Here is a 21,030-nt window from a genome sequence, read left to right as displayed (position 1 = left end):
ATCGACTCCAAATTAATCGTGTGTATTAGATTGGCGTAAAATGACTCGGGAGAAAATAGATAAACCGAGTGTAGATAAGGTAATGAGTAAAGCGCCCGCCCAAGCAAGGGCTTGCCAATCTGGATAAGGGTTCATGGCAAACTGGAAAATCATGACAGGCAAGTTGGCGATGGGTTCGGACATATTCGTGGACCAAAATTGGTTATTCAATGCCGTAAATAGCAAGGGCGCGGTTTCCCCTGCAATCCTTGCCACAGCTAATAAAATGCCTGTGGTAATGCCAACTTTTGCAGCACGGTAACTGACGCTCAAGATGACCCAAGAGCGACTTGCACCTAAAGCATAGGCTGCTTCGCGCATATTGTTAGGTACCAGATTTAGCATATCTTCTGTCGTACGTATCATGACAGGAATCGCAATGATGGCTAAAGCAGCCGAGCCTGCCCAACCCGAAAATCCGTTTGTTGGCGCTACTAGGATCTCGTAAATAAACAAACCTGCCAGAATAGAAGGTTTGGCTAATAACACATCATTGATAAAACTAACCACTGTCGCCAATCTGCTGCCACGGCCATATTCATTTAGATAGGTTCCGGCTAATACCCCTACCGGAGTGGCGATTAACATGGCTACAGCAACCAAGAGTAAACTACCAATAATTGCGTTTGATAAACCACCTGATTCACCCGGAGGTGGTGTGGTTTCAATGAATAAGGAAGGCGAGAAGGCAGAAAAACCTTCATATAATAAGACGGAACAAATCCATATTAAAATAGTTAGGACAAATAAGGTCGCCACTATGATTAAGATTCGCACGATATGGTTGGTAAGATAACGACGTTTAACAATTGGGCTCACATAAGACTCCTAAGAAGAAATACGGTTAAGCATCAAACGCGCAATGGCGAGGACGATGAAGGTAATAACAAAGAGCAATAAGCCAAGTGCAATTAATGCTGAAGAATGTATGGGGGTATAAGCTTCCTGAAACTCATTGGCAATGGTTGAAGCAATGGTATTCCCAGGAGCAAAGATGGCGGCTGTAATACGATTAGCATTACCAATAATAAAGGTGACTGCCATGGTTTCGCCTAACGCTCTGCCTAATCCTAAAAACACAGCACCTGCTAAACCAGTTCGACAATGAGGAATAATAATGTCGCGCATGACTTCCCAATCAGTGGCACCAATTGCATAACCACTTTCCTTGAGGCGTTTGGGGACGGTATTGATTACATCACGCATCACAGAAGCAACAAAGGGTAAAATCATAATGGCTAAAACAATGCCAGCAGTTGCCATACCAAGGCCAATGGCTGGTCCTTTGAAAATACAAGAAAAAATAGGCACATTCTTGAATAAATCGACAATCGGGCTTTCTATGTAATCGGCAAAGAATGGAGCGAAGTAAAATAACCCCCACATGCCATAGATAATACTGGGAATAGCAGCAAGTAATTCAATGGCCATACCGAGTGGATGACGTAACCATCTGGGCGCCAGCTGAGTAATGAAAATGGCAATTGCGAAGGACAAAGGAACCGCTAATAGCATGGCAATGCCAGACGTTATTAAGGTACCAGCAATCGCCGCTAAGGCGCCAAACTGCTCTGTAACAGGGTTCCAGCTCGTACTCCAGACAAAGGCCAACCCAAATTGTTTTATAGCAGGCCAGGCGCCCAGAGTTAAAGAGATGAAAAAACCACCTAAGATTAGCAATACAAAAAAGGCGGCTCCGATAGATAGCCATTTGAAGGTATGATCAACGGCTGTGCCATTTAAAAAACGCGGAGACCGCTGGAATGAACCAGCGACCTCTGCATGCGCTTTTGTTTGATCATTATTGTGCGTCATGGGGGAACTCATCAATACACTTATGAACCCATGTAAACGGATTGGCCGTTCCGGGTTTTTAAGTCGTGTTTCCAGGCAGTACGCACCATAGTTTTTACACTATCAGGAAAAGGGACATAATCGAGATTGGCAGCTGCTTGGTCACCATGTTTATAAGCCCAATCAAAGAACTTAAGTACTGCTTTAGTGGCTGTAGGATCTTCTACTTTCTTGTGTAATAGGATAAAAGTAGCGGCCGTCATCGGCCAACTTTTGGCGCCAGGTTGGTTAGCCAGAATGAGATAAAAGCCCTTGGCATGTTGCCAGTCCGCATCGGCCGCGGCGGCTTGGAAGGTTTTCATGGTTGGAGACACTACGTTGCCGTCTCTGTTTTTCATTTTGGCAAAGGTCAGTTTGTTTTGTAGGGCATAAGCATACTCAACATAACCAATGGAATTTTTGATACGTGAAACATAGTTTGCAACGCCCTGATTACCTTTACCACCTGTACCCACTGGCCATTGTACTGAAGCATCTACTCCTACTTTGTTTTGCCATTCCTGAGCGACATCTGAAAGATAATACGTGAAGTTAAAAGTGGTCCCAGAACCATCGGATCGGTGCACCACAGAAATGGTGTTGCTGGGCAAGTTAAGTTTGGGATTAAGTGCTCTAATTTCACTGTCATTCCAGTGCGTCACTTTGCCAAGGTATATGTCAGCTAAGGTTTTACCATCTAAGACTAATTGACCTGGCTTAATGCCTTTTACATTAAGAATCGGTACGATACCGCCCATCACGGTTGGGAATTGCATTAGGCCACTTTTATTAAGTTCTGTTGCCGTTAGTGGTTTGTCCGAGGCCCCAAAATCGACTGTTTTGGCTTTGATTTGTTTTATGCCTCCACCGGAACCAATTGCTTGATAATTAAGCTGTGAGCCATTTTCTTTTTGATAGGCTTGAGCCCATTTGGAATACACTGGATAGGGAAAAGTGGCACCAGCCCCCGTAATGTGATCGGCAGCGAAGGCTGAGGTTGCTGTCATGAGGTTTATGGCTGCACACGCAACCAAACTAGCAAATACGCGTTTCATCAGAGATCTCTCCTTTCGTACTTTACGTCGTACATTGAGTTTTCAATCTAATAGTGAAATAGCCAAAAAATGCGATTCGCCCCATTTGATGTGGGTACTTAATGAACCGCTTTCGGCGAGAATCGTCCCTGGAGTCGAATGATTAAATGCTTTGATGACAGTTCTGTGATGTTTTTATGACCAGTTTTTCGATAGGGCAGGAGTGTCTGTTTATGGCCACATAATCTGCTCATTCTGACAAATAAAAGGCAGTTAGGCCGACTTTTATACATGAGAAGGAGGTAATCTACTCTAATGCTTACATTATTTTGACAACCAAAGTGTCAGCATACATTGACAAATTACTCTGCAGATACAGTTTATTTCACTTTCAAACTCAATTATCAGCGACCTCTTATGGTTTTCCCATCAGGCATTTCGGGAATATGAAAAAAATACGATTATGAAATGTTTGCAAACGACAAGGCTCGTTTTCTTTCTAACTAGGCTTTAAAAAGGATGAGTTGTTCGCTTTATATCAATATTTTGACTTCATCATGAAGCGGAATTTAACCAACTGATCTTATGAATTATTCATTTGTTCATTATTTTTTTTCAATGAAAATATAGGCACTTTTGCTATAGTAACCTCGCTTAAATTTTTGTGAGGTAGTAAGGGTGTCTAAATCGGTGTCGTATTCTGTTCTTGAGCAGCGTCTATCTGAAAATGTATTGATCCTAGATGGTGCTATGGGAACCATGATCCAAGCTTATAAGCTTGAGGAACAGGATTACCGAGGCGAACGCTTTGCTGATTGGCAGAGTGACCTAAAAGGCAATAACGATTTATTGTCAATCACTCAGCCCGCGATCATTAAAGAGATACACGCCAAATATCTCGACGCGGGTGCCGACATCATAGAAACTAATACTTTTAATGCCAACTCAATTTCCATGCTGGATTACCACATGGAAGCATTAAGCTACGAATTAAATTTTGAATCCGCACGATTAGCCCGCGCAGCGGCCGATGAATTTACGGCAAAAAATCCTGCCAAACCGCGTTTTGTAGCGGGAGCAGTAGGCCCAACCAGCCGAACTTGTACTATTTCCCCAGACGTCAATGATCCTGGTTTTCGTAACATTCATTTTGATGAATTGGTGGAAGCTTATACCACTGCCGTAGATGGCTTGATTAAAGGTGGTGTCGACATTCTTTTAATCGAAACCATATTCGATACTCTGAATGCGAAAGCGGCTATTTATGCTGTGTTGGATTATTTTGAGAAAACTGGTGTGCGTTATCCCATCATGATCTCAGGAACCATCACGGATGCGTCTGGCCGAACCTTATCAGGTCAAACGACAGAGGCTTTTTGGAATTCCATTGCTCACGCCAAACCCATTTCTGTTGGTCTTAATTGTGCTCTGGGGCCGAAAGACTTACGTCAATATGTGGAAGAGATGTCGCGAATTGCAGACACTCATGTTTCCGCTCACCCTAATGCGGGTTTTCCAAACGCCTTTGGTGAATACGATGAATCGCCTGAAGAAATGCTAGAAGAGATTCAAGGCTGGGTAGAGTCTGGTTTCTTAAACATCATTGGTGGTTGCTGTGGTACAGCACCTGAGCACATAGAGACCTTTGCCAAAGCCTTCGCTGAGGCAAAACCACGCCTTATTCCTGAGGTTGTTAAAGAGTGTCGCTTGTCTGGCTTGGAGCCGTTCAATATTGGTGCTGATACCTTGTTTGTCAACGTAGGTGAGCGAACCAATGTTACGGGTTCCGCCATGTTCAAACGCTTAATCAAAGAAGGGGATTTTGATACCGCCTTGGATGTGGCGCGTCAGCAAGTTGAGAATGGTGCGCAGATAATCGACATCAACATGGACGAAGGCATGCTGGATTCGCAAGCGGCCATGGAGCGCTTTTTGAAGCTGATTGCGTCTGAGCCAGACATTTCTCGTGTGCCCATCATGTTGGACTCTTCCAAATGGGAGATTCTTGAAGCGGGTTTAAAATGGATTCAAGGCAAAGGCGTAGTGAATTCCATCAGCATCAAGGAAGGAGAAGAGAAGTTTAAAGAACAAGCTCGTAAGCTGATGAAATATGGCGCCGCGGTGATTGTTATGGCGTTTGACGAAGTTGGCCAAGCGGATACTCGTGAACGTAAGATCGAAATTTGTCGTCGCTCCTATCGTATCTTGGTGGATGAAGTGGGCTTTCCACCAGAAGACATTATTTTTGACCCGAATATCTTTGCCATTGCAACCGGTATTGAAGAACACAATCGTTATGCCTTGGACTTTATTGAAGCCACCGGCGACATCACACGTGAATTGCCTTATGCCAAAGTATCTGGTGGTGTGTCGAACGTGTCTTTCTCATTTCGTGGTAACAACCCTGTTCGTGAAGCTATTCATGCGGTCTTTCTTTACCATGCCATAAAACAAGGAATGACCATGGGTATCGTCAATGCGGGCCAACTAGCCTTGTATGAAGATATTCCTTTGAAACTGCGTGATGCAGTGGAAGATGCGGTATTGAATCGTACACCGGATGCCACGGATAACTTATTGGCTATTGCCGGTGAGTTCGCAGGTACCGGAGAAGCTGCCGAAAAAGAAACGCAAGAATGGCGTGGCTTACCTGTGGCGGAACGTTTGTCTCATGCATTGGTAAAAGGCATTACTGAATTTATTGACGAAGACACAGAAGAAGCACGCTTGTCTTACAATCGGCCTTTAGAAGTGATTGAAGGGCCTTTAATGGATGGCATGGGTATTGTTGGGGACCTATTTGGCTCAGGTAAAATGTTTTTGCCGCAGGTAGTGAAGTCGGCACGTGTGATGAAAAAAGCGGTGGCTTACTTGATGCCTTTCATTGAAGAGGAGAAAGCGCGAAACATGGACACGGCTTCGTCTAGTAATGGCAAGATCGTTATGGCGACCGTAAAAGGCGACGTGCATGATATTGGTAAAAACATTGTTGGTGTGGTGTTGCAATGTAACAACTTTGAAGTGATTGATTTAGGTGTCATGGTGCCGTCGGAAACCATATTGCGTACTGCGAAAGAAGAGGGTGCAGACATGATAGGTTTGTCTGGATTGATTACCCCTTCTTTAGATGAAATGGTTCACGTGGCCAAAGAGATGGAACGCCAAGGGTTTGATTTGCCAGTCATGATAGGCGGCGCAACCACGTCAAAAGCTCATACAGCGGTGAAAATTGAACAAAACTACAAACGTAATCAAGTCGTCCACGTTACCAATGCCTCTCGCAGTGTTGGTGTCGCCAGTGCTTTGTTAAGCAAAGATACAGAGCGTCGTCAGAAGTTTGTTGATGAGATTAAAACTGACTACGAGAAAACCCGTATTCGCTACAAAGACAGAGCGAAAGCTGGACGCCGTGTGGGGATCGATAAAGCACGACAAAACAAACCGCCAATTACTTTTAATGCAGAAGTTGTAAAACCGAATCAGCTTGGTGTGACTGTGCTCAGTGAGCAAGATATCGATCTTGCTGTAGTAAAAGACTACATAGATTGGACGCCATTCTTCCAAACATGGGAGTTAGCTGGTGCTTATCCACGCATTTTGACAGATAAAGTGGTGGGCGAAGAAGCCACGCGCGTGTATCAAGATGCCTTGGTGATGCTGGATAAAGTGATTGCCGAAGCCAGTCTACAAGCTAGAGCCGTGGTGGGGTTATTTCCTGCAAACCAAGTGAATCATGATGATATTGAAATTTATACTGATGAATCGCGTAGTGAGGTAGTAGAAACCTTGTCTTTCTTGCGCATCCAAAATGAATTAACCGCGCCGGGCAAATACAACCATAGCTTAGCGGATTTTGTTGCGCCAAAAGAATCGGGTGTGGCCGATTATATGGGGGCGTTTGCTTGCGCTGCTGGGTTTGGTATTGAGCCTTTGGTTGAGCAATATGAAGCGGATCACGATGATTACAACTCCATCATGATCAAAGCGGTTGCAGACCGTTTGGCTGAAGCCACTGCTGAGTATTTACACGAGAAAGTACGAAAAGAGCTGTGGGGTTATGCGCCAGAAGAAACCTTGAGCAATGAAGAACTGATTAAGGAAAAATACCAAGGCATTCGACCAGCGCCAGGCTACCCAGCGTGCCCTGATCATACCGAAAAAACGAAATTATGGGATCTGTTGGCGGCGCAAGAACGTATTGGCATGGAGCTTACCGAAAGCTTTGCTATGCTGCCAACAGCCGCGGTGAGTGGTTGGTACTTTGCGCATCCAGACGCAACCTATTTTGGGGTCGGCAAAATTGGCCCAGATCAGGTTGAGGAATATGCAGAGCGTAAAGGCATGAGCAAAGATGAGGCTGAGCGATGGTTAGCACCAAACTTAGGATACGACCCAGAAGACGACCGAGTGTAAAGTCAGCCAATCAATAGAGAGACATTATGGCAAAAGTTATTAAGGACTCTGAACAACATAAGAATCGCATGCAAGCGATTAAAAAACACGTTGATAAGCGGATTGCCAAAGCGCAAGAGGACAAGGGTACCTTTGTACTCCTAACCGGAAATGGTAAAGGCAAATCCAGCTCGGCTTTAGGCATGGTGGCACGCGCCTTAGGTCATGGTATGAAAGTGGGTGTCGTGCAGTTTCTTAAAGGAGAATGGAATACGGGGGAAATTGACTTTTTCCGTAAACAAGACAAGGTGCGTTGGGAAATTATGCCGTCGGGTTTTACCTGGGAAACCCAAAATCGTGACGCCGACATTCAGTCCTCTGAGCAAGCTTGGTCTCAAGCTGAAGAAATGCTACAAGATGATAGCTTCGATCTCATCGTCTTAGACGAATTAACCTACCTTTTACACTATGAGTATCTGGATGAAGGGAAAGTTTTGGAGGCTTTGATGGAGCGACCAGAGAATCAACATTTAGTCGTCACAGGGCGTGGGGCTTCTGATGCTCTTGTTGAGCTTGCTGATACGGTTAGCGAAATAAAAGAAGTGAAACATGCTTTTAAACGTGGCATTAAGGCACAGAAAGGGTTGGAGTTTTAGTTTTATTTAGCGATTTGGCCTGCAAAAATTGTATATTTTAGATGAATATACTTTTAATGGACTGGTATGATTTGCTTCTTTTTATTAGACGGATTATTTGAGGTGAGATATGTCTTCTATCGAACGTTTAGAAGTGGGTCAACGTATGAGTCGCATAGTGAAACACAATGGCACCATTTATTTGTGTGGTCAGGTTGCGGCCGATGCGAATGCAGGGATCACAGAGCAAACGCAAACTATGCTAGATAAAGTCGAAGCCTTGTTGGCTCAGGCAGGATCGGACAAAGAGCATATTCTTTCTGCCACTCTTTACATTCGTGATATGAAAGATTTTGCGGCGATGAATGCCGTTTGGGATGCATGGGTGCCAGAAGGTCATGCTCCTGCTCGCGCATGTGTTGAGGCAAGAATGGCTCGTCCTGAGTTGCTGGTTGAAGTATCCGTTATTGCTTCAGAAAAGTAATCTAGGATTCACAGTTTTCTTAATCGCGTTTCACGATGACATCATTTTCGACCAAAGCATTGCTTAATACACGAATGGTTCGTGCCATATCACGAGACAGGTTCATTAATAAAATGCCGAAGTCGAAAGGGTGATTATCGTGGAAGTCGCTGAACAGCTGACAAGATATTTCTAATAACAAGCTGTCTTCTAATGCGTATAAGCTGCCAGCTCGTTCGTGTAGAGCAATCATAGAGACAAAACCTATGGCTTCGCCAAATTGAACAGTGCGAGTGCGTGTCCTTTTTTCATTATGCTGTTTGTAAAAGTCTAAAGAGCCGTGTAACACGGTGTGAAAACTATTACCTTTGCCACCATAAGAAAAAATTTCTTCTCCTTGCAAGACTTGATGAATGATGCCATTGTCTAATAAATATTGGATGCCCGTTTCAGATAAAGCGCCAAAGATTGAGCCTTTTTTTAGCTCTGCAGGTGAAATATCGTATTCAGACTCAGTTGCTAAGACGGTATGCATAATGTCCTCCCGTCAATTTTCTCTCTCTTATATCTCTTCGACCACTTCAAACAAAACTGAATAGCCGATTTCCTATTAGGTATTATCGACACTGCCCCCAGATATCACTAAGGGCTTTTTGTTTGAACTGGTAACACTTTTGTTTTTCAAGTAACACATTATGCGGCTTTGTAAGCGTCAGTGACCTTGTGTGGAACTTATTCTACGTAAAGTCGCACCTTGAGTAACTTGTATGCGATAATGGGGCCAACTTTTTGCTGCTTATAGCAATTTTTATTATTTTCTGATCAAGAGTGGAAGAATACTTTGTTAACTACAGCCAACATCACCATGCAATTTGGTGCAAAACCTTTATTTGAAAATGTATCAGTCAAATTTGGCGAAGGAAAACGTTACGGGCTCATCGGTGCAAATGGTTGTGGTAAATCCACTTTTATGAAAATACTTGGCGGCGATTTAGAACCAAGTGCGGGTAATGTTTCAAAAGATCTTAATGAACGTTTAGGTAAGTTGAAACAAGATCAATTTGCTTATGAAGAATACTCTGTAATTGATACGGTCATCATGGGGCATACCGAGCTTTGGGCCATTAAGTCTGAAAAAGACGCCATTTATGCTAAGGCTGAAATGACCGAAGAAGATGGTTTGCGCGCTGGTGACCTAGAAGCTGAATTTGCCGAAATGGATGGTTACACTGCTGATGCGCGTGCCGGAGAGCTTTTATTGGGTGTAGGCATTCCGACTGAGCAGCATTATGGCTTGATGAGTGAAGTCGCTCCAGGTCTTAAATTACGCGTTTTGTTGGCACAAGCTTTGTTTTCCGATCCAGATATCTTGTTACTAGACGAGCCAACCAACAACCTGGACATTAATACCATTCGTTGGTTGGAAGGGGTGTTGGTAGAGCGTACTTGTACCATGATTATCATTTCCCACGACCGCCACTTTTTGAACTCAGTGTGCACCAATATGGCCGATTTGGACTATGGTGAGCTGCGTTTGTTCTCAGGTAACTATGATGAGTACATGACGGCTGCCACGCAAGCTCGTGAGCGTTTGTTGGCAGACAACGCCAAGAAGAAAGCACAAATTAACGAGTTGAAGTCTTTTGTCAGTCGCTTCTCAGCAAACGCGTCGAAATCTAAGCAGGCGACTTCTCGTGCTAAGCAAATTGACAAGATTCAACTCGAGGAAGTAAAGCCTTCTAGTCGTCAAAATCCGTTCATTCGTTTTGAACAAGAGAAGAAACTGCACCGTTTGGCATTGCAGGTTGAGAATGTAGCGAAATCTTATGATGAAAAGATTTTCAGTGATCTCAATATGATGGTCGAAGTGGGTGAGCGCATTGCAGTGATAGGCCCAAATGGTATTGGTAAATCAACTCTGTTGAAATGTTTAGTCGGTGATACTGAGCTGACCAAAGGTGAGGTGAATTGGTCTGATAATGCCAATATTGGCTACTATGCTCAAGACCATGCTCATGAATTTGAGAAAGACATGGATCTGTTGCAATGGATGGGGCAGTGGGGTCAAGAGGGTGACGATGAGCAAGTCATTCGCGGTACCCTTGGGCGCTTGTTGTTCTCGCAAAATGACATTAAAAAATCCGTTAAAGTCTTATCGGGTGGTGAACAAGGTCGTATGTTGTTTGGTAAGTTGATGCTGCAAAAGCCAAATGTATTGGTAATGGACGAACCGACCAATCACATGGATATGGAATCCATTGAGTCGTTAAACTTGGCCCTTGAACATTACCCTGGCACTTTGATGTTTGTCAGTCATGACCGTGAGTTTGTATCCTCTTTGGCGACACGCATTGTGGAAGTAACGGCCGATGGTATTGTGGATTTTCATGGCACTTATGACGAATACCTAGCCAAAATGGAAGGTTAATTACTCATTCTCGATAATGCCTTGTAAAAAGGGAAATCCACGGATTTCTCTTTTTTTGTAACTTTTAAAACGAGTTAGCGTCTATCTTGGTATGTATCGGCTTGTTGATATTCTAATATTTCCACTTCATCCCCTTGTTGGATAATGCCTTCGTTTAAAGCAATCAAATTGACACCAAAGGTAATTCCCTCATTTTTCAATTTGCGGAATTTAGCTAGGGTTTTCAGCGGTTCGCCTTTTTTACTGCGCTTAGCATCATCAGGATTTATGGTTGTGAAAATACAGCGTACACAGGGTTTTACATATTCAAATTCTACTGCCCCAATGCGGATGCGTTTCCAGCTGTCCTCTGCGAAAGCTTGGTTGCCTTTGACAACAAGGTTAGGACGGAATTGCGCCATCTGAATACTCTCAGGGCAGCTGCTATTCAATTCCTCAAGAGAGGCTTCGGTGGTTAATAAAAATGGATAACCATCAGCAAAACCAACAGGTGAGTTTGGGCGGCGACTGGTGTAACGTTGTGATGATTCGCCAAAGAAAACCAGCTCAGCTTCGAGGTCTAGGATAGATTGAAACCATTGGTTGGCTTCCAGGCTAACCGATTGTGCAGATAAGGTTTGCCCCCAAATAGTCACATCTTTATAGTTATCAGAAAAATCCACTGGGTCTAGAATCAACTTATGTTCATTACCGGGGTGACTGAGTTCTAGGCAATCATTGGGCAATAATTTGCCGTGTATTTGGGTAAGTTGCGGATATTTGCGTCCCGTAATGAATTCTCCGTCTGGTTTTACCAGCATATAACGTCGATCGTTGGCTAAACCTGAAAATTGCACCTTGGTTTGGTAAGGGTGGATAGAATGAATCGATTTTATTGGATAAACCGCAAGTTCACTGAGCAAAAAAGACATAACAACTCCTGTTTTGACATCGCATTATTATGTATTTTTTGAGTTCGTGAAAGAAGCATAAAAAAACCTCGGTGCCGAAGCGCCCGAGGTTTTCGTTACTCTGTGATTTAACTTATAGGTAATACGATTTTAATGGAGGGAAGCCATTAAACTCGATGGCGCTATAAGTGGTTGTATAAGCTCCTGTAGACAACCAATACATGCGGTCACCAATTGCCAAGTTCAGTGGTAAACCGTATTTGTAGTTTTCGTACATGATGTCGGCACTGTCGCAGGTTGGACCAGCAATGATGACTTCTTCTAATTCACCGCCTTTCTCAACATGAATCGGATACTTTATGGATTCGTCTAGGGTTTCGATTAAGCCAGAGAATTTACCGACATCAGTATATACCCAGCGATTCAAAGCGGTATGGGATTTACGGGAAATCAAGACCACTTCACTGACCAAAACACCCGCATTCGAAATCAAAGAGCGGCCAGGCTCAAGAATAATGCGAGGTATGTCGGTTCCGAAATCTTCTTCTAGAAAGCGGGTAATCTCTTCTGCGTATACGGCCAATTCATTGGTTTTAGAAAGGTAGTTAGCAGGAAAACCACCCCCCATATTGATCATTTGTAATACGATACCGTCTTCTTCTTTTAGGCGCTCGAAAATGACTTTAACACTCGCAATGGCGGCATCCCATGCACCAATATCACGTTGTTGAGAACCCACGTGGAAAGACACACCGTAAGGGACTAGTCCTAGCTCTTTCGCCAGAATCAGCAAATCCATCGCCATGTCAGGACGGCAGCCAAATTTACGAGACAATGGCCAATCCGCTGTTACTGTGCCTTCTGTGAGGATACGTACATAAACGTTAGACCCCGGTGCAGCTTTTGCTATGTTGCGTAAGTCTGCCTCTGAATCTGTGGCAAACATACGCACACCTTTTTCATAAAAGTAGCGTACGTCTTTGGCTTTTTTAATGGTGTTGCCGTAGCTCACACGATCTGGAGATACATCGCCAATACCGAATAATTTGTCCAGCTCGTATCGAGAGGCGACATCGAAGTTAGCACCACGATCACGTAACAGGGTTAAGATTTCTGGTGCTGGATTGGCCTTAATAGCGTAAAAAATATCGGCAACAGGAAAACCTTTACTAAGCTCTGAATAGGCTTCATCGATGATTTCAGTATCAATTACGACAAATGGGGTTTCTTTGCTTTCTGAAAAAGATTTGATACGTGCAAAGCGTTCAGGTGTGTAGAATGCATTAACGTCAATAGACATGGACATACTCCTGTTTAACAAACATAAACCGATAGTTAAGTAAACGCCTTTAGCTTCTCCCGTCCTACTTATGGCTGTTACTTATCCGGCTCTATGGCCTTAAGCGACGAGCGCAGCAGTTGAAGCGGTGCGGATTATGTTCAGCAATGACGCGGGGCGAAATTTAAGGCTGAATAGGCTGCTCGTCAAGTGTTTTTTGAGGGGGAGCTAAAAAAGGGGCAACAAAGCCCCTATAAATTTTTTGTATTTTTCCTGACTTCTATTTATGCAGAAAAACCGTCTGAATTTGGTAAATCGCGCTGCCAACAATCAAAGCTGCAATGAAATAAATCCCTTCCATTGGATTATTGGTTAACGCTGTCAAGCCTGGGCCCGGGCAGTAGCCACTTAATCCCCAACCAATCCCAAATAGACTGGCACCAACAAGTAATTTACTGTCGATTTGCTTTAAGTTGGGTACTTGCCATTCTTTGGCGACCATGGGGTTAAGGCGTTTGTTTTTGATCCAATAGCCAAGTATGCCAATGGCTACCGCGCCTCCCATGACGGCGATGAGGGAAGGGTTCCATTGACCAAAAATATCTAAAAAACCTATTACGACAGCGGGGTTTGTCATTTCCGAAATAGCCAGGCCCAACCCAAATAATAAGCCAGTTAAAAAGGTGATGAATGCGTACATAAGCGACTCCTATTATTTGGTGACTGCGACAGTGACGATGGCTGTTGCCATAAAGACCAGAGTAGCAATAATAGATCGAATGGATAGGCGAGAAATACCACATACACCATGTCCACTAGTACAGCCTCCACCTAAACGTGTGCCATAGCCAACCAATAAACCTGACAGAATCAATAACCAAGGACTCCTTAACTCTGGCAACGGAATACTGGGTTGAGTGAGTGTCCCGTAGGCACTGCCACCAATAATAAGGCCGATAATGAAAAGCAATGGTAAGCGTCGTCCCTTATTGAAAAGAAGCTGTGATAAAATACCGCTGATGCCAACAACACGGCCCATGGTGAGTAGGTAGAATGTTGTGGTAACACCGATAAGTAAGCCCCCAATTAGGGGGTAAAATAGTTGCTCCATAATATACTCCTAAATAAATATTAGGTTATTCTAATGTATAAACATTAGTTTTGCCTAATATTGTTTGTATGCAATAGTGGAAATAAGTGTGAATTCAATATGGTTGGGTCAAAACCCGTATCAATCAAAGTATATTTTTATTTTACCGAATCTGCCCAAATGGCCTAATGAAATGGATTTTTCTCAACCAGATGTGATGGATTTGATTGAGCTTAATGGAAATCACTGGCGCAAAATTTTGACCATAATGGCAAAATTGACCGTATCAAAAGAGGGTAATTGGCGTGATCATAGAGACCACACGCTATTTGAACAGCTTGCTGTTACCTTTGATGTGGCATCCTTTAAGCAGCTTAAGAATCTATCAAAGCATACATGGGTTTTTATCGTTGGTGGTAAATTACGCACAGAATTACCGGTTTCAAAAGAAAATACTAAGTTGAGCTATGAGTGTTGGCACCAAGCTAATCATGTCTGGTGTCCTTATTTGGATTATCGTCAGTTTCCAAATGCGCTTGTGAGCGAGTTGAAAGACGTTATGTCGGAGTCGTTTTAAATGTTAAATCTGTTAAAAAATTTGTTTCGTCTTCCTGACGAAGAGGAAGAACAAATTTCCTATCAAAAAGCCGTCGCTTCTTTGCTAATGGAAGTTATGTTGGCAGACTTTCAAGTAGCGCCACAAGAAGAGCAAGCAATTAAGCGTCTACTTAAAGAAGTGACGGATCTTGGTGAAGATATTGATCAGCTTTATATTGATGCTCGTTCTGGAGTAGAGAAAGCACATGATTTGTATCAATTCACTAAGGTCATTAATGAAAAGGCCTCGCTGTCTCAAAAAATGGATCTGTTGAAAGCCTTGTGGCATGTGGCGTTATCGGATGGCAACATTGACGCTCAAGAAGATCATAGAATTCGCCGCATCAGTGAGTTGCTTTTTATGCCCCATTCGGAATTTATTCAGGCCAAGTTGGCAGTGCAGCAAGAATTGCGCTCTTAAGTGTGTTTGAAGTGGTTTAAGTTAACTGACGCTGAAGTAAAAGTCTATTAGCAACTTATGTGAAACATGATGATTTGCTATTTTGCCGTTAGCTTTGGCTTTGGTTAAATAAATAAAAAACGCGGCTGTGACCGCGTTTTTTATGACTGGACTCAATAATTGAGTAGAGTGGCTTAGGCCGCGAAGTTCGCTGCTGCAAATTCCCAGTTTGCAAGCGCCCAGAAACCTTTTAGGTAATCAGGACGAACATTACGGTAATCGATGTAGTAAGCGTGTTCCCATAGATCAACAGTGATCAGTGGAGTTTGACCATCTGTAAGAGGAGTGCCTGCATTACTTGTATTGATGATGTCTAGCTCACCAGCAGCAGTTTTAACCAACCAAGTCCAGCTTGAACCAAAGTTGTTAACGGCTTTGTCGTTAAACGCTTCTTGGAACTTCTCGAAAGAACCCCATTTTGCGTTGATGGCATCAGCCAAAGCACCAGTAGGTTGGCCGCCACCGTTTGGTGCTAGGCTGTTCCAGAAGAAAGTGTGGTTCCAAATTTGAGCCGCATTGTTGAAAACTGGGCCTGCAGGAGCTGACTGAATGATCTCCTCTAGGCTCTTGCCTTCATACTCAGAGCCTGGCACTAGACCATTTAACTTAACAACGTAAGTATTGTGGTGTTTACCATAATGATATTCCAGCGTCTCAACAGACATGTGAGGCTCTAACGCATCTTTTGCGTATGGAAGAGCGGGCAATTCAAAAGACATTACGATTCTCCTTGCTTTTAATTAACTAAATTGCTTGTTATCAAGCAGTTAATGGTGCTTATATAGTAGCACCGATGGAACTAGGATAATATTATTTAGAATTGTTCTGTAAGGTTTTTCCATAATTTTTGTTAATAACCAATATATTAGAATTGATTAGAATTCCATGCGAAGAGATGATGATGTAGAGATCCCGAGTATGACTCTGGATCAAGATGAAGTGACTGAAAGAAGAGCAATGGACGCGACTAAAGCACGGCCTGCACCTTCTCCTGCACAACCTGCTCACGCACCGACTGTCGTTCACAAGAAGCAAAATTTGCTAGGAGTATACCTCTTATTGCTGATTGTGTTACTGATGTCTGCTGGCGCTGGGTTCTGGTTGTGGCAACAAAATCAACAATTGCGTGATGAACTGTATGGTGCCAAGAGTGAAATCGATAACTTGGATCATCAGCTCATCGCTGCCGACGTATCCGCTAATGAACAGGGTCAAACGATAGAACAAACACTTAAAACTCATGATAGCGAAATTCGCAAATTATGGGGGGTGGCTTACGATCGAAATCGCAAGAGTATCGCGAAAAATTCGGAAGGGGTGGAAGCCTTAAAGCAAGAAATTGCTTCCCTTAAAACTGACATATCCACCCAAACTAAGCTCATTGCTCATCAGAATGACGCTTTCAATGACCTTGAAGCCGCTTACAATAAATTGCTGGCTAGCGTTGCTCAGTTGGATAAGGACTCAAAAACTGCGTCAGACCAACTTAAAGCCCAACAAGTTAATCTACAAAGCCAAGCTGCGCAAATTGCTTCAGCAGAACAAAACCTTACTGCTCAAGCCAGTAAGGATGAGGCTCTAACAATAAGTCTTGATCAGTTGTCACAAAGTGTTTCTAACTTACAACAACAATTGAAACAAGTGGAAAGTAAGGCGTCCAGTGTTGGTAGTGCTGAGATTATTAATATGCAGCAAACACTGAAACAGCAACAGGAAGCCATTCAGTCCAACGATGCTTTTAGATCTCAGGTTAATACTGAGATTATCCGTTTGCGTAAGCAAATTAATCAGCTGATGTTAGAACAGCAGTTGAACACGCAATAAAAAACCAATTGTCTGTTATTGCACTAGGCTGATGCTGCGACGTATCGGCCTTTTTATTGGTGTCTTTATATAAGTCATTTCTATATAGCTTTTTTAATATGTATATTCTACTAAAGTCTAGAAGGAATGGTTTTTATAACCTAAAGGCATGTTATAGTGGCGCAATTGTAAAAGCCTTAAATTTTGAGTAGGACGTTATGACAGAGGCAAGACTAACACACCTAAAACAGCTGGAAGCGGAAAGTATTCATATTATCCGTGAAGTCGCGGCTGAATTTGATAATCCGGTAATGCTGTACTCTATTGGTAAGGATTCAGCTGTAATGCTGCATCTTGCAATGAAAGCCTTCTATCCGGGCAAACCCCCTTTTCCTTTGATGCATGTCGATACCGGCTGGAAATTCAAAGAGATGATTAAATTTCGTGATGAAATGGTTGCCAAGTTGGGACTTGAGTTGATCGTTCATCAAAACCAGGAAGGCTTAGAGCAGGGGATTGGGCCTTTCACACATGGTAGTGCCAAACACACTGATGTGATGAAGACTCAGGCATTGAAACAGGCTCTAGATAAATACGGTTTTGATGCCGCATTCGGTGGAGCGCGTCGTGATGAAGAAAAATCTCGTGCGAAAGAGCGAGTTTATTCCTTCCGTGATAATAAACATCGTTGGGATCCAAAAAACCAACGTCCTGAGTTGTGGAATATCTACAATGGCAAAGTAAACAAGGGCGAAAGCATTCGTGTTTTCCCATTGTCAAACTGGACTGAGTTAGATATTTGGCAGTACATCTACTTAGAAAGTATTCCAATTGTGCCTTTGTATTTCTCTGAGAAACGTCCTGTGGTTGAGCGAGATGGTACTTTGATTATGGTCGACGATGACCGTATGCCTCTCAATGGCGAACAACCAGAAATGAAATCGGTTCGCTTTAGGACTCTAGGTTGTTATCCGTTGACAGGCGCGGTGGAATCAGAAGCCAATACCTTGCCTGAAATCATTCAGGAAATGTTGTTGACCAAGAGCTCTGAGCGTCAAGGGCGAATGATTGACCACGATTCAGCAGGATCGATGGAAGAGAAGAAGAAACAAGGTTATTTCTAAGTTTGGAGTAAAAAGAGCATGTCTCATCAGTCAGAATTGATCAGCCAAGACATACTTGGTTATCTGAAACAGCACGAAGAAAAAGACCTGTTGCGTCTTCTTACCTGCGGTAATGTGGATGATGGAAAAAGTACCTTAATTGGCCGTTTATTACACGATTCAAAACTTATTTATGAAGACCATCTTGATGCGGTAAAGCGAGACAGTAAAAAGTCAGGCACACAAGGTGAAGAGGTGGATTTAGCTTTACTTGTTGATGGTTTGCAAGCCGAGCGTGAGCAAGGCATCACCATTGATGTGGCTTATCGTTATTTCTCTACTGAAAAACGTAAGTTCATCATCGCTGATACTCCTGGGCATGAACAATACACTCGTAATATGGCAACCGGCGCCTCTACGTGTGATCTGGCTATTATCTTGATTGACGCCCGTTATGGTGTTCAAACACAAACTCGTCGTCACAGCTATATTGCGTCTTTGTTGGGTATCAAGCATGTTGTGGTTGCCGTTAACAAAATGGATTTGGTGGATTTTTCCGAGCAAACTTTTAATGATATCCAAGCGGACTATTTGAAGTTTGTCGATCAGCTTGGTGATAGAAAGCCTGCTGATATCCATTTTGTCCCTATGTCAGCATTACGTGGTGACAATGTGGTGAATTTGTCGGATAGCACACCTTGGTACCAAGGTGACACCTTGATGGCCATTTTGGAGTCGGTGAAGATTGATCGTGATGTGAAGCAAGATGCTTTCCGCTTGCCTGTTCAATATGTTAACCGTCCAAATCTTGATTTTCGCGGTTTCGCGGGCACTATTGCAGCCGGTCAAGTCAAATCAGGTGACCAGGTGGTGGCGCTACCATCAGGTAAAACCTCTAACGTGGATAAAATTGTCACATTTGATGGTGAGCTGGAAGTAGCTAAAGCCGGTCAAGCCGTGACTATCACCTTAACGGATGAAATCGATATCAGTCGTGGCGATATGTTGTCTCATGTTGAGCATGAGCCGCTCATTTCCTCTGCCTTACGCGCCTCTATTGTATGGATGGCCGAGCAGGCTTTGGTACCTGGCAAGTTATATGATTTTAAACTTGGCACACAAACGGTTCCAGGTAAGGTACATCACTTCAATCATAGAGTGGATGTAAATACCCTTCAGAAAAGTGATATCAATGAACTTGAACTGAATGGTATCTGTGATGCAGTACTGCAGTTTGATGCGCCAGTGGCTTTTGATGAGTATCAAAATAGCCGTTTAACCGGCGCTTTAATCATTATTGATCGTTTGACCAATGTAACGGTTGGCGCGGGTATGGTGGAAGAGGCTGTATTGGAGCTGGATCAAGAGTCGCTTGTTACTGCTGAAGATCGTGCCGCTCGTCTTGGTCAAAAGCCTGCGGTGATCGCTTTAAGTTCTGATGTGCTTGAAAAATCTGACGCATTAGAGCGTTTGTTATTACGTCAAGGCATTACTTCTTTCGCTAATGTAAATGCAACAGCTGAAGAGGCGGCATTGCTTCGTGAAACTGGAGTGGTTATTTTGGTTTCCGATGAAAGTGTTGCGGACTATACGATTTCGACCAGCAACATGGATGACGTTGTAGAGCAAATTATCGCCAGCATTCGTTTATAAAGGCTATTTCAGGACGGGATAAAGAATGTAACAAAGGTCAGCACAAATAGCTGGCCTTTTGTTTTTGGAGGCTTTAACTGAATCGACTTAAGCCAATTCAGCGTCTTGTCGTTTTACTTCTTTGTGTTGATCTTCATTACTGCCATGTTTCCAATAACTGGAAATATAAAGCTCTTGCTTTGTTATGCCTTTTTCTTGTTTAAAGAAATCTCGTAACAATTTCATACTGCTGAACTCGCAAGCAGCCCAAACAGCGGGCAAGCCTGATAACCATGCCACGTTTTTAACTTGATCAAGTAAAAATGTTTCATTTTTGCCTGGGTTTGCGTTAACGGCCCAATGCAGAGTGATCCCTTCGGGGTGAGCAAGAGGTTGAATGTCTTCTTCAGAAACCACTTCGATAACCGCGTGACCTTTGGCATTTTCGGGTAATTGCGCTAGATTAACACTGATGGCAGGTAGTGCTGTCATGTCGCCTACTAATAAAAACCAATCTCCTGATTCTGCAATCATTTTCTTAGGACCAGGGCCGCCAATATTTATGTCATCACCCGCTTTGCAGTTACGAGCCCAGCTTGATGCAGGACCGCCGTCTTCATGCAGCATAAAATCAATGTCGAATTCATTATGACGTTGCTGGCGTATCGTATAGGTCCGAATCAGAGGCTTTGAGTCAGTGTTAAAAATCAGTTTTACATACCCACTTTCTTGATCGGCCGGAAGGGTGTGCATGTTGCTGCCGCCTAAAGTCACACGTAACATATTTGGGGTTACTAATTGTTTGCGAATAACGGTGAAATTACGAGGTTGCATTCTACTCATGATAACGACCCTTGTGATTGTATGGATGAGGTTAAGTTCTGTTTCATTCGATTGGCTAGGGCAATAAATTGCTCTAATTCAGCTTCGTCAATGTTATGACACATAATCTGACGATTTTGTTGGTCGATGTGCTGAATCTTAGCGAAAATGACATGGCCTTTATCCGTCAGTTTAAGTGACTGACAGCGGCGATTAGTAGGGTGTTTATCTTTGCTAATATAATCTTGCTGCTGCAAGTCTTTTAGTAATCTGGCAATTTGAGATTTATCAAGGCGAAGCTTTTTAGCAATGTCTCTTGCACTGCAGTCTGGGATCCTGCTGATGCATTTTATGGCTCTGATATGTGTAATAGTCAATTCTATATCAGAATTCATTGCTGCTGTTTTTAATGCTGCTCGATAGCTGCTAACCAAGCCATGTAAAGCTTCGCTGATGGATGCATTCATAAATAATAATCTCTATTAATTGAGAATGATTGCCAATATATTTAAATGGGTTGACTATGTCAA

Annotated in this window: 20 protein-coding genes; 9 read left to right on the top strand and 11 right to left on the bottom strand. The window is 43.1% G+C overall.

The window, feature by feature from the left end; genetic code table 11:
• Positions 1 to 12 precede the first annotated feature (12 nt).
• From pstA to pstS, 3 genes are read right to left on the bottom strand one after another with little or no spacing between them, the layout of a single operon-like run.
• Positions 13 to 858, bottom strand: coding sequence for a phosphate ABC transporter permease PstA (gene pstA / locus ACXAH2_RS13640; protein WP_475079223.1), 846 nt, complete (start codon positions 856 to 858; stop codon positions 13 to 15).
• Between the two features lie 9 nt (positions 859 to 867).
• Positions 868 to 1,854: a phosphate ABC transporter permease subunit PstC gene (gene pstC, locus ACXAH2_RS13635; protein ID WP_475079222.1), complete on the bottom strand. Its 987-nt coding sequence runs from the start codon at positions 1,852 to 1,854 to the stop codon at positions 868 to 870.
• A 20-nt stretch (positions 1,855 to 1,874) separates the two neighbouring features.
• Entirely contained in the window at positions 1,875 to 2,927 is a 1,053-nt protein-coding gene (gene pstS, locus ACXAH2_RS13630) for a phosphate ABC transporter substrate-binding protein PstS (protein ID WP_475079220.1), read from the bottom strand.
• Positions 2,928 to 3,584: 657 nt separating this feature from the next.
• Between pstS and metH the strand changes: the two genes are divergently transcribed.
• The 3 genes from metH to ACXAH2_RS13615 all read left to right on the top strand — a co-directional run bounded on the left by metH (position 3,585) and on the right by ACXAH2_RS13615 (position 8,417).
• On the top strand, positions 3,585 to 7,319 hold the full coding sequence (gene metH / locus ACXAH2_RS13625; protein ID WP_475079218.1) for a methionine synthase: 3,735 nt from the start codon (positions 3,585 to 3,587) through the stop codon (positions 7,317 to 7,319).
• Positions 7,320 to 7,345: 26 nt separating this feature from the next.
• Positions 7,346 to 7,954: a cob(I)yrinic acid a,c-diamide adenosyltransferase gene (gene cobO, locus ACXAH2_RS13620; RefSeq protein ID WP_475079217.1), complete on the top strand. Its 609-nt coding sequence runs from the start codon at positions 7,346 to 7,348 to the stop codon at positions 7,952 to 7,954.
• A 109-nt stretch (positions 7,955 to 8,063) separates the two neighbouring features.
• Positions 8,064 to 8,417, top strand: a complete 354-nt coding sequence (locus ACXAH2_RS13615) for a RidA family protein (protein WP_475079215.1) — start codon at positions 8,064 to 8,066, stop codon at positions 8,415 to 8,417.
• A 19-nt stretch (positions 8,418 to 8,436) separates the two neighbouring features.
• Here ACXAH2_RS13615 and ACXAH2_RS13610 read toward each other — a convergent pair whose 3' ends face one another.
• On the bottom strand, positions 8,437 to 8,931 hold the full coding sequence (locus ACXAH2_RS13610; RefSeq protein ID WP_475079213.1) for a Crp/Fnr family transcriptional regulator: 495 nt from the start codon (positions 8,929 to 8,931) through the stop codon (positions 8,437 to 8,439).
• Positions 8,932 to 9,237: 306 nt separating this feature from the next.
• On the opposite strand from ACXAH2_RS13610, the gene ACXAH2_RS13605 reads away from it, so the two are divergent.
• The gene (locus tag ACXAH2_RS13605; protein ID WP_475079212.1) at positions 9,238 to 10,824 is read left to right on the top strand and encodes an ABC-F family ATPase; all 1,587 of its coding nucleotides are present in this window, start codon (positions 9,238 to 9,240) and stop codon (positions 10,822 to 10,824) included.
• A gap of 74 nt (positions 10,825 to 10,898) precedes the next feature.
• Here ACXAH2_RS13605 and ACXAH2_RS13600 read toward each other — a convergent pair whose 3' ends face one another.
• From ACXAH2_RS13600 to ACXAH2_RS13585, 4 genes are all read right to left on the bottom strand, one after another.
• Positions 10,899 to 11,735 (bottom strand): MOSC domain-containing protein, encoded by an 837-nt coding sequence (locus ACXAH2_RS13600; RefSeq protein WP_475079210.1) that lies wholly within the window; start codon positions 11,733 to 11,735, stop codon positions 10,899 to 10,901.
• A gap of 112 nt (positions 11,736 to 11,847) precedes the next feature.
• A complete protein-coding gene (locus tag ACXAH2_RS13595; protein ID WP_475079208.1) occupies positions 11,848 to 13,014 on the bottom strand; it encodes a type III PLP-dependent enzyme in 1,167 nt (388 codons plus the stop codon).
• A gap of 259 nt (positions 13,015 to 13,273) precedes the next feature.
• Positions 13,274 to 13,693, bottom strand: coding sequence for a DUF6691 family protein (locus ACXAH2_RS13590; RefSeq protein ID WP_475079206.1), 420 nt, complete (start codon positions 13,691 to 13,693; stop codon positions 13,274 to 13,276).
• A gap of 12 nt (positions 13,694 to 13,705) precedes the next feature.
• Complete coding sequence (locus ACXAH2_RS13585) at positions 13,706 to 14,104, bottom strand: YeeE/YedE family protein (RefSeq protein ID WP_475079204.1); 399 nt, start codon at positions 14,102 to 14,104, stop codon at positions 13,706 to 13,708.
• 88 nt (positions 14,105 to 14,192) lie between these two features.
• Here ACXAH2_RS13585 and ACXAH2_RS13580 point away from each other — a divergent pair, with 88 nt between their 5' ends.
• Positions 14,193 to 14,660 carry a DUF6942 family protein gene (locus ACXAH2_RS13580; RefSeq protein WP_475079203.1) on the top strand — a complete coding sequence of 156 codons (468 nt, stop codon included), beginning with the start codon at positions 14,193 to 14,195 and terminating at the stop codon, positions 14,658 to 14,660.
• Positions 14,661 to 15,101 (top strand): tellurite resistance TerB family protein, encoded by a 441-nt coding sequence (locus ACXAH2_RS13575; protein WP_475079202.1) that lies wholly within the window; start codon positions 14,661 to 14,663, stop codon positions 15,099 to 15,101.
• A gap of 173 nt (positions 15,102 to 15,274) precedes the next feature.
• Here ACXAH2_RS13575 and ACXAH2_RS13570 read toward each other — a convergent pair whose 3' ends face one another.
• On the bottom strand, positions 15,275 to 15,859 hold the full coding sequence (locus tag ACXAH2_RS13570; RefSeq protein WP_475079201.1) for a superoxide dismutase: 585 nt from the start codon (positions 15,857 to 15,859) through the stop codon (positions 15,275 to 15,277).
• A 166-nt stretch (positions 15,860 to 16,025) separates the two neighbouring features.
• Here ACXAH2_RS13570 and ACXAH2_RS13565 point away from each other — a divergent pair, with 166 nt between their 5' ends.
• From ACXAH2_RS13565 to cysN, 3 genes are all read left to right on the top strand, one after another.
• Complete coding sequence (locus ACXAH2_RS13565) at positions 16,026 to 16,964, top strand: hypothetical protein (protein WP_475079199.1); 939 nt, start codon at positions 16,026 to 16,028, stop codon at positions 16,962 to 16,964.
• Positions 16,965 to 17,161: 197 nt separating this feature from the next.
• Positions 17,162 to 18,067: a sulfate adenylyltransferase subunit CysD gene (cysD, locus tag ACXAH2_RS13560; RefSeq protein ID WP_475079197.1), complete on the top strand. Its 906-nt coding sequence runs from the start codon at positions 17,162 to 17,164 to the stop codon at positions 18,065 to 18,067.
• 18 nt (positions 18,068 to 18,085) lie between these two features.
• Positions 18,086 to 19,699 carry a sulfate adenylyltransferase subunit CysN gene (cysN, locus tag ACXAH2_RS13555; protein WP_475079196.1) on the top strand — a complete coding sequence of 538 codons (1,614 nt, stop codon included), beginning with the start codon at positions 18,086 to 18,088 and terminating at the stop codon, positions 19,697 to 19,699.
• An 87-nt stretch (positions 19,700 to 19,786) separates the two neighbouring features.
• Here cysN and ACXAH2_RS13550 read toward each other — a convergent pair whose 3' ends face one another.
• Complete coding sequence (locus ACXAH2_RS13550; RefSeq protein WP_475079194.1) at positions 19,787 to 20,521, bottom strand: siderophore-interacting protein; 735 nt, start codon at positions 20,519 to 20,521, stop codon at positions 19,787 to 19,789.
• Positions 20,518 to 20,967, bottom strand: a complete 450-nt coding sequence (locus tag ACXAH2_RS13545; protein ID WP_475079193.1) for a MarR family winged helix-turn-helix transcriptional regulator — start codon at positions 20,965 to 20,967, stop codon at positions 20,518 to 20,520. Before ACXAH2_RS13545 ends, ACXAH2_RS13550 begins: the two co-directional genes overlap by 4 nt.
• Positions 20,968 to 21,030 lie beyond the last annotated feature (63 nt).

The organism is Marinomonas sp. ABL3_031 (genome assembly GCF_056161265.1).
This window is presented reverse-complemented; position numbering and strand designations above follow the sequence as displayed.

Coding starts and splice junctions, on each gene's coding strand:
- pstS (WP_475079220.1), bottom strand. CDS start 2,927: ATGAAACGCGTATTTGCTAGTTTGGTTGCGTGTGCAGCCATAAACCTC.
- cysN (WP_475079196.1), top strand. CDS start 18,086: ATGTCTCATCAGTCAGAATTGATCAGCCAAGACATACTTGGTTATCTG.
- cobO (WP_475079217.1), top strand. CDS start 7,346: ATGGCAAAAGTTATTAAGGACTCTGAACAACATAAGAATCGCATGCAA.
- ACXAH2_RS13545 (WP_475079193.1), bottom strand. CDS start 20,967: ATGAATGCATCCATCAGCGAAGCTTTACATGGCTTGGTTAGCAGCTAT.
- ACXAH2_RS13570 (WP_475079201.1), bottom strand. CDS start 15,859: ATGTCTTTTGAATTGCCCGCTCTTCCATACGCAAAAGATGCGTTAGAG.
- ACXAH2_RS13600 (WP_475079210.1), bottom strand. CDS start 11,735: ATGTCTTTTTTGCTCAGTGAACTTGCGGTTTATCCAATAAAATCGATT.
- pstC (WP_475079222.1), bottom strand. CDS start 1,854: ATGACGCACAATAATGATCAAACAAAAGCGCATGCAGAGGTCGCTGGT.
- cysD (WP_475079197.1), top strand. CDS start 17,162: ATGACAGAGGCAAGACTAACACACCTAAAACAGCTGGAAGCGGAAAGT.
- ACXAH2_RS13585 (WP_475079204.1), bottom strand. CDS start 14,104: ATGGAGCAACTATTTTACCCCCTAATTGGGGGCTTACTTATCGGTGTT.
- ACXAH2_RS13595 (WP_475079208.1), bottom strand. CDS start 13,014: ATGTCTATTGACGTTAATGCATTCTACACACCTGAACGCTTTGCACGT.
- ACXAH2_RS13590 (WP_475079206.1), bottom strand. CDS start 13,693: ATGTACGCATTCATCACCTTTTTAACTGGCTTATTATTTGGGTTGGGC.
- ACXAH2_RS13615 (WP_475079215.1), top strand. CDS start 8,064: ATGTCTTCTATCGAACGTTTAGAAGTGGGTCAACGTATGAGTCGCATA.
- ACXAH2_RS13565 (WP_475079199.1), top strand. CDS start 16,026: ATGCGAAGAGATGATGATGTAGAGATCCCGAGTATGACTCTGGATCAA.
- ACXAH2_RS13550 (WP_475079194.1), bottom strand. CDS start 20,521: ATGAGTAGAATGCAACCTCGTAATTTCACCGTTATTCGCAAACAATTA.
- ACXAH2_RS13610 (WP_475079213.1), bottom strand. CDS start 8,931: ATGCATACCGTCTTAGCAACTGAGTCTGAATACGATATTTCACCTGCA.
- ACXAH2_RS13575 (WP_475079202.1), top strand. CDS start 14,661: ATGTTAAATCTGTTAAAAAATTTGTTTCGTCTTCCTGACGAAGAGGAA.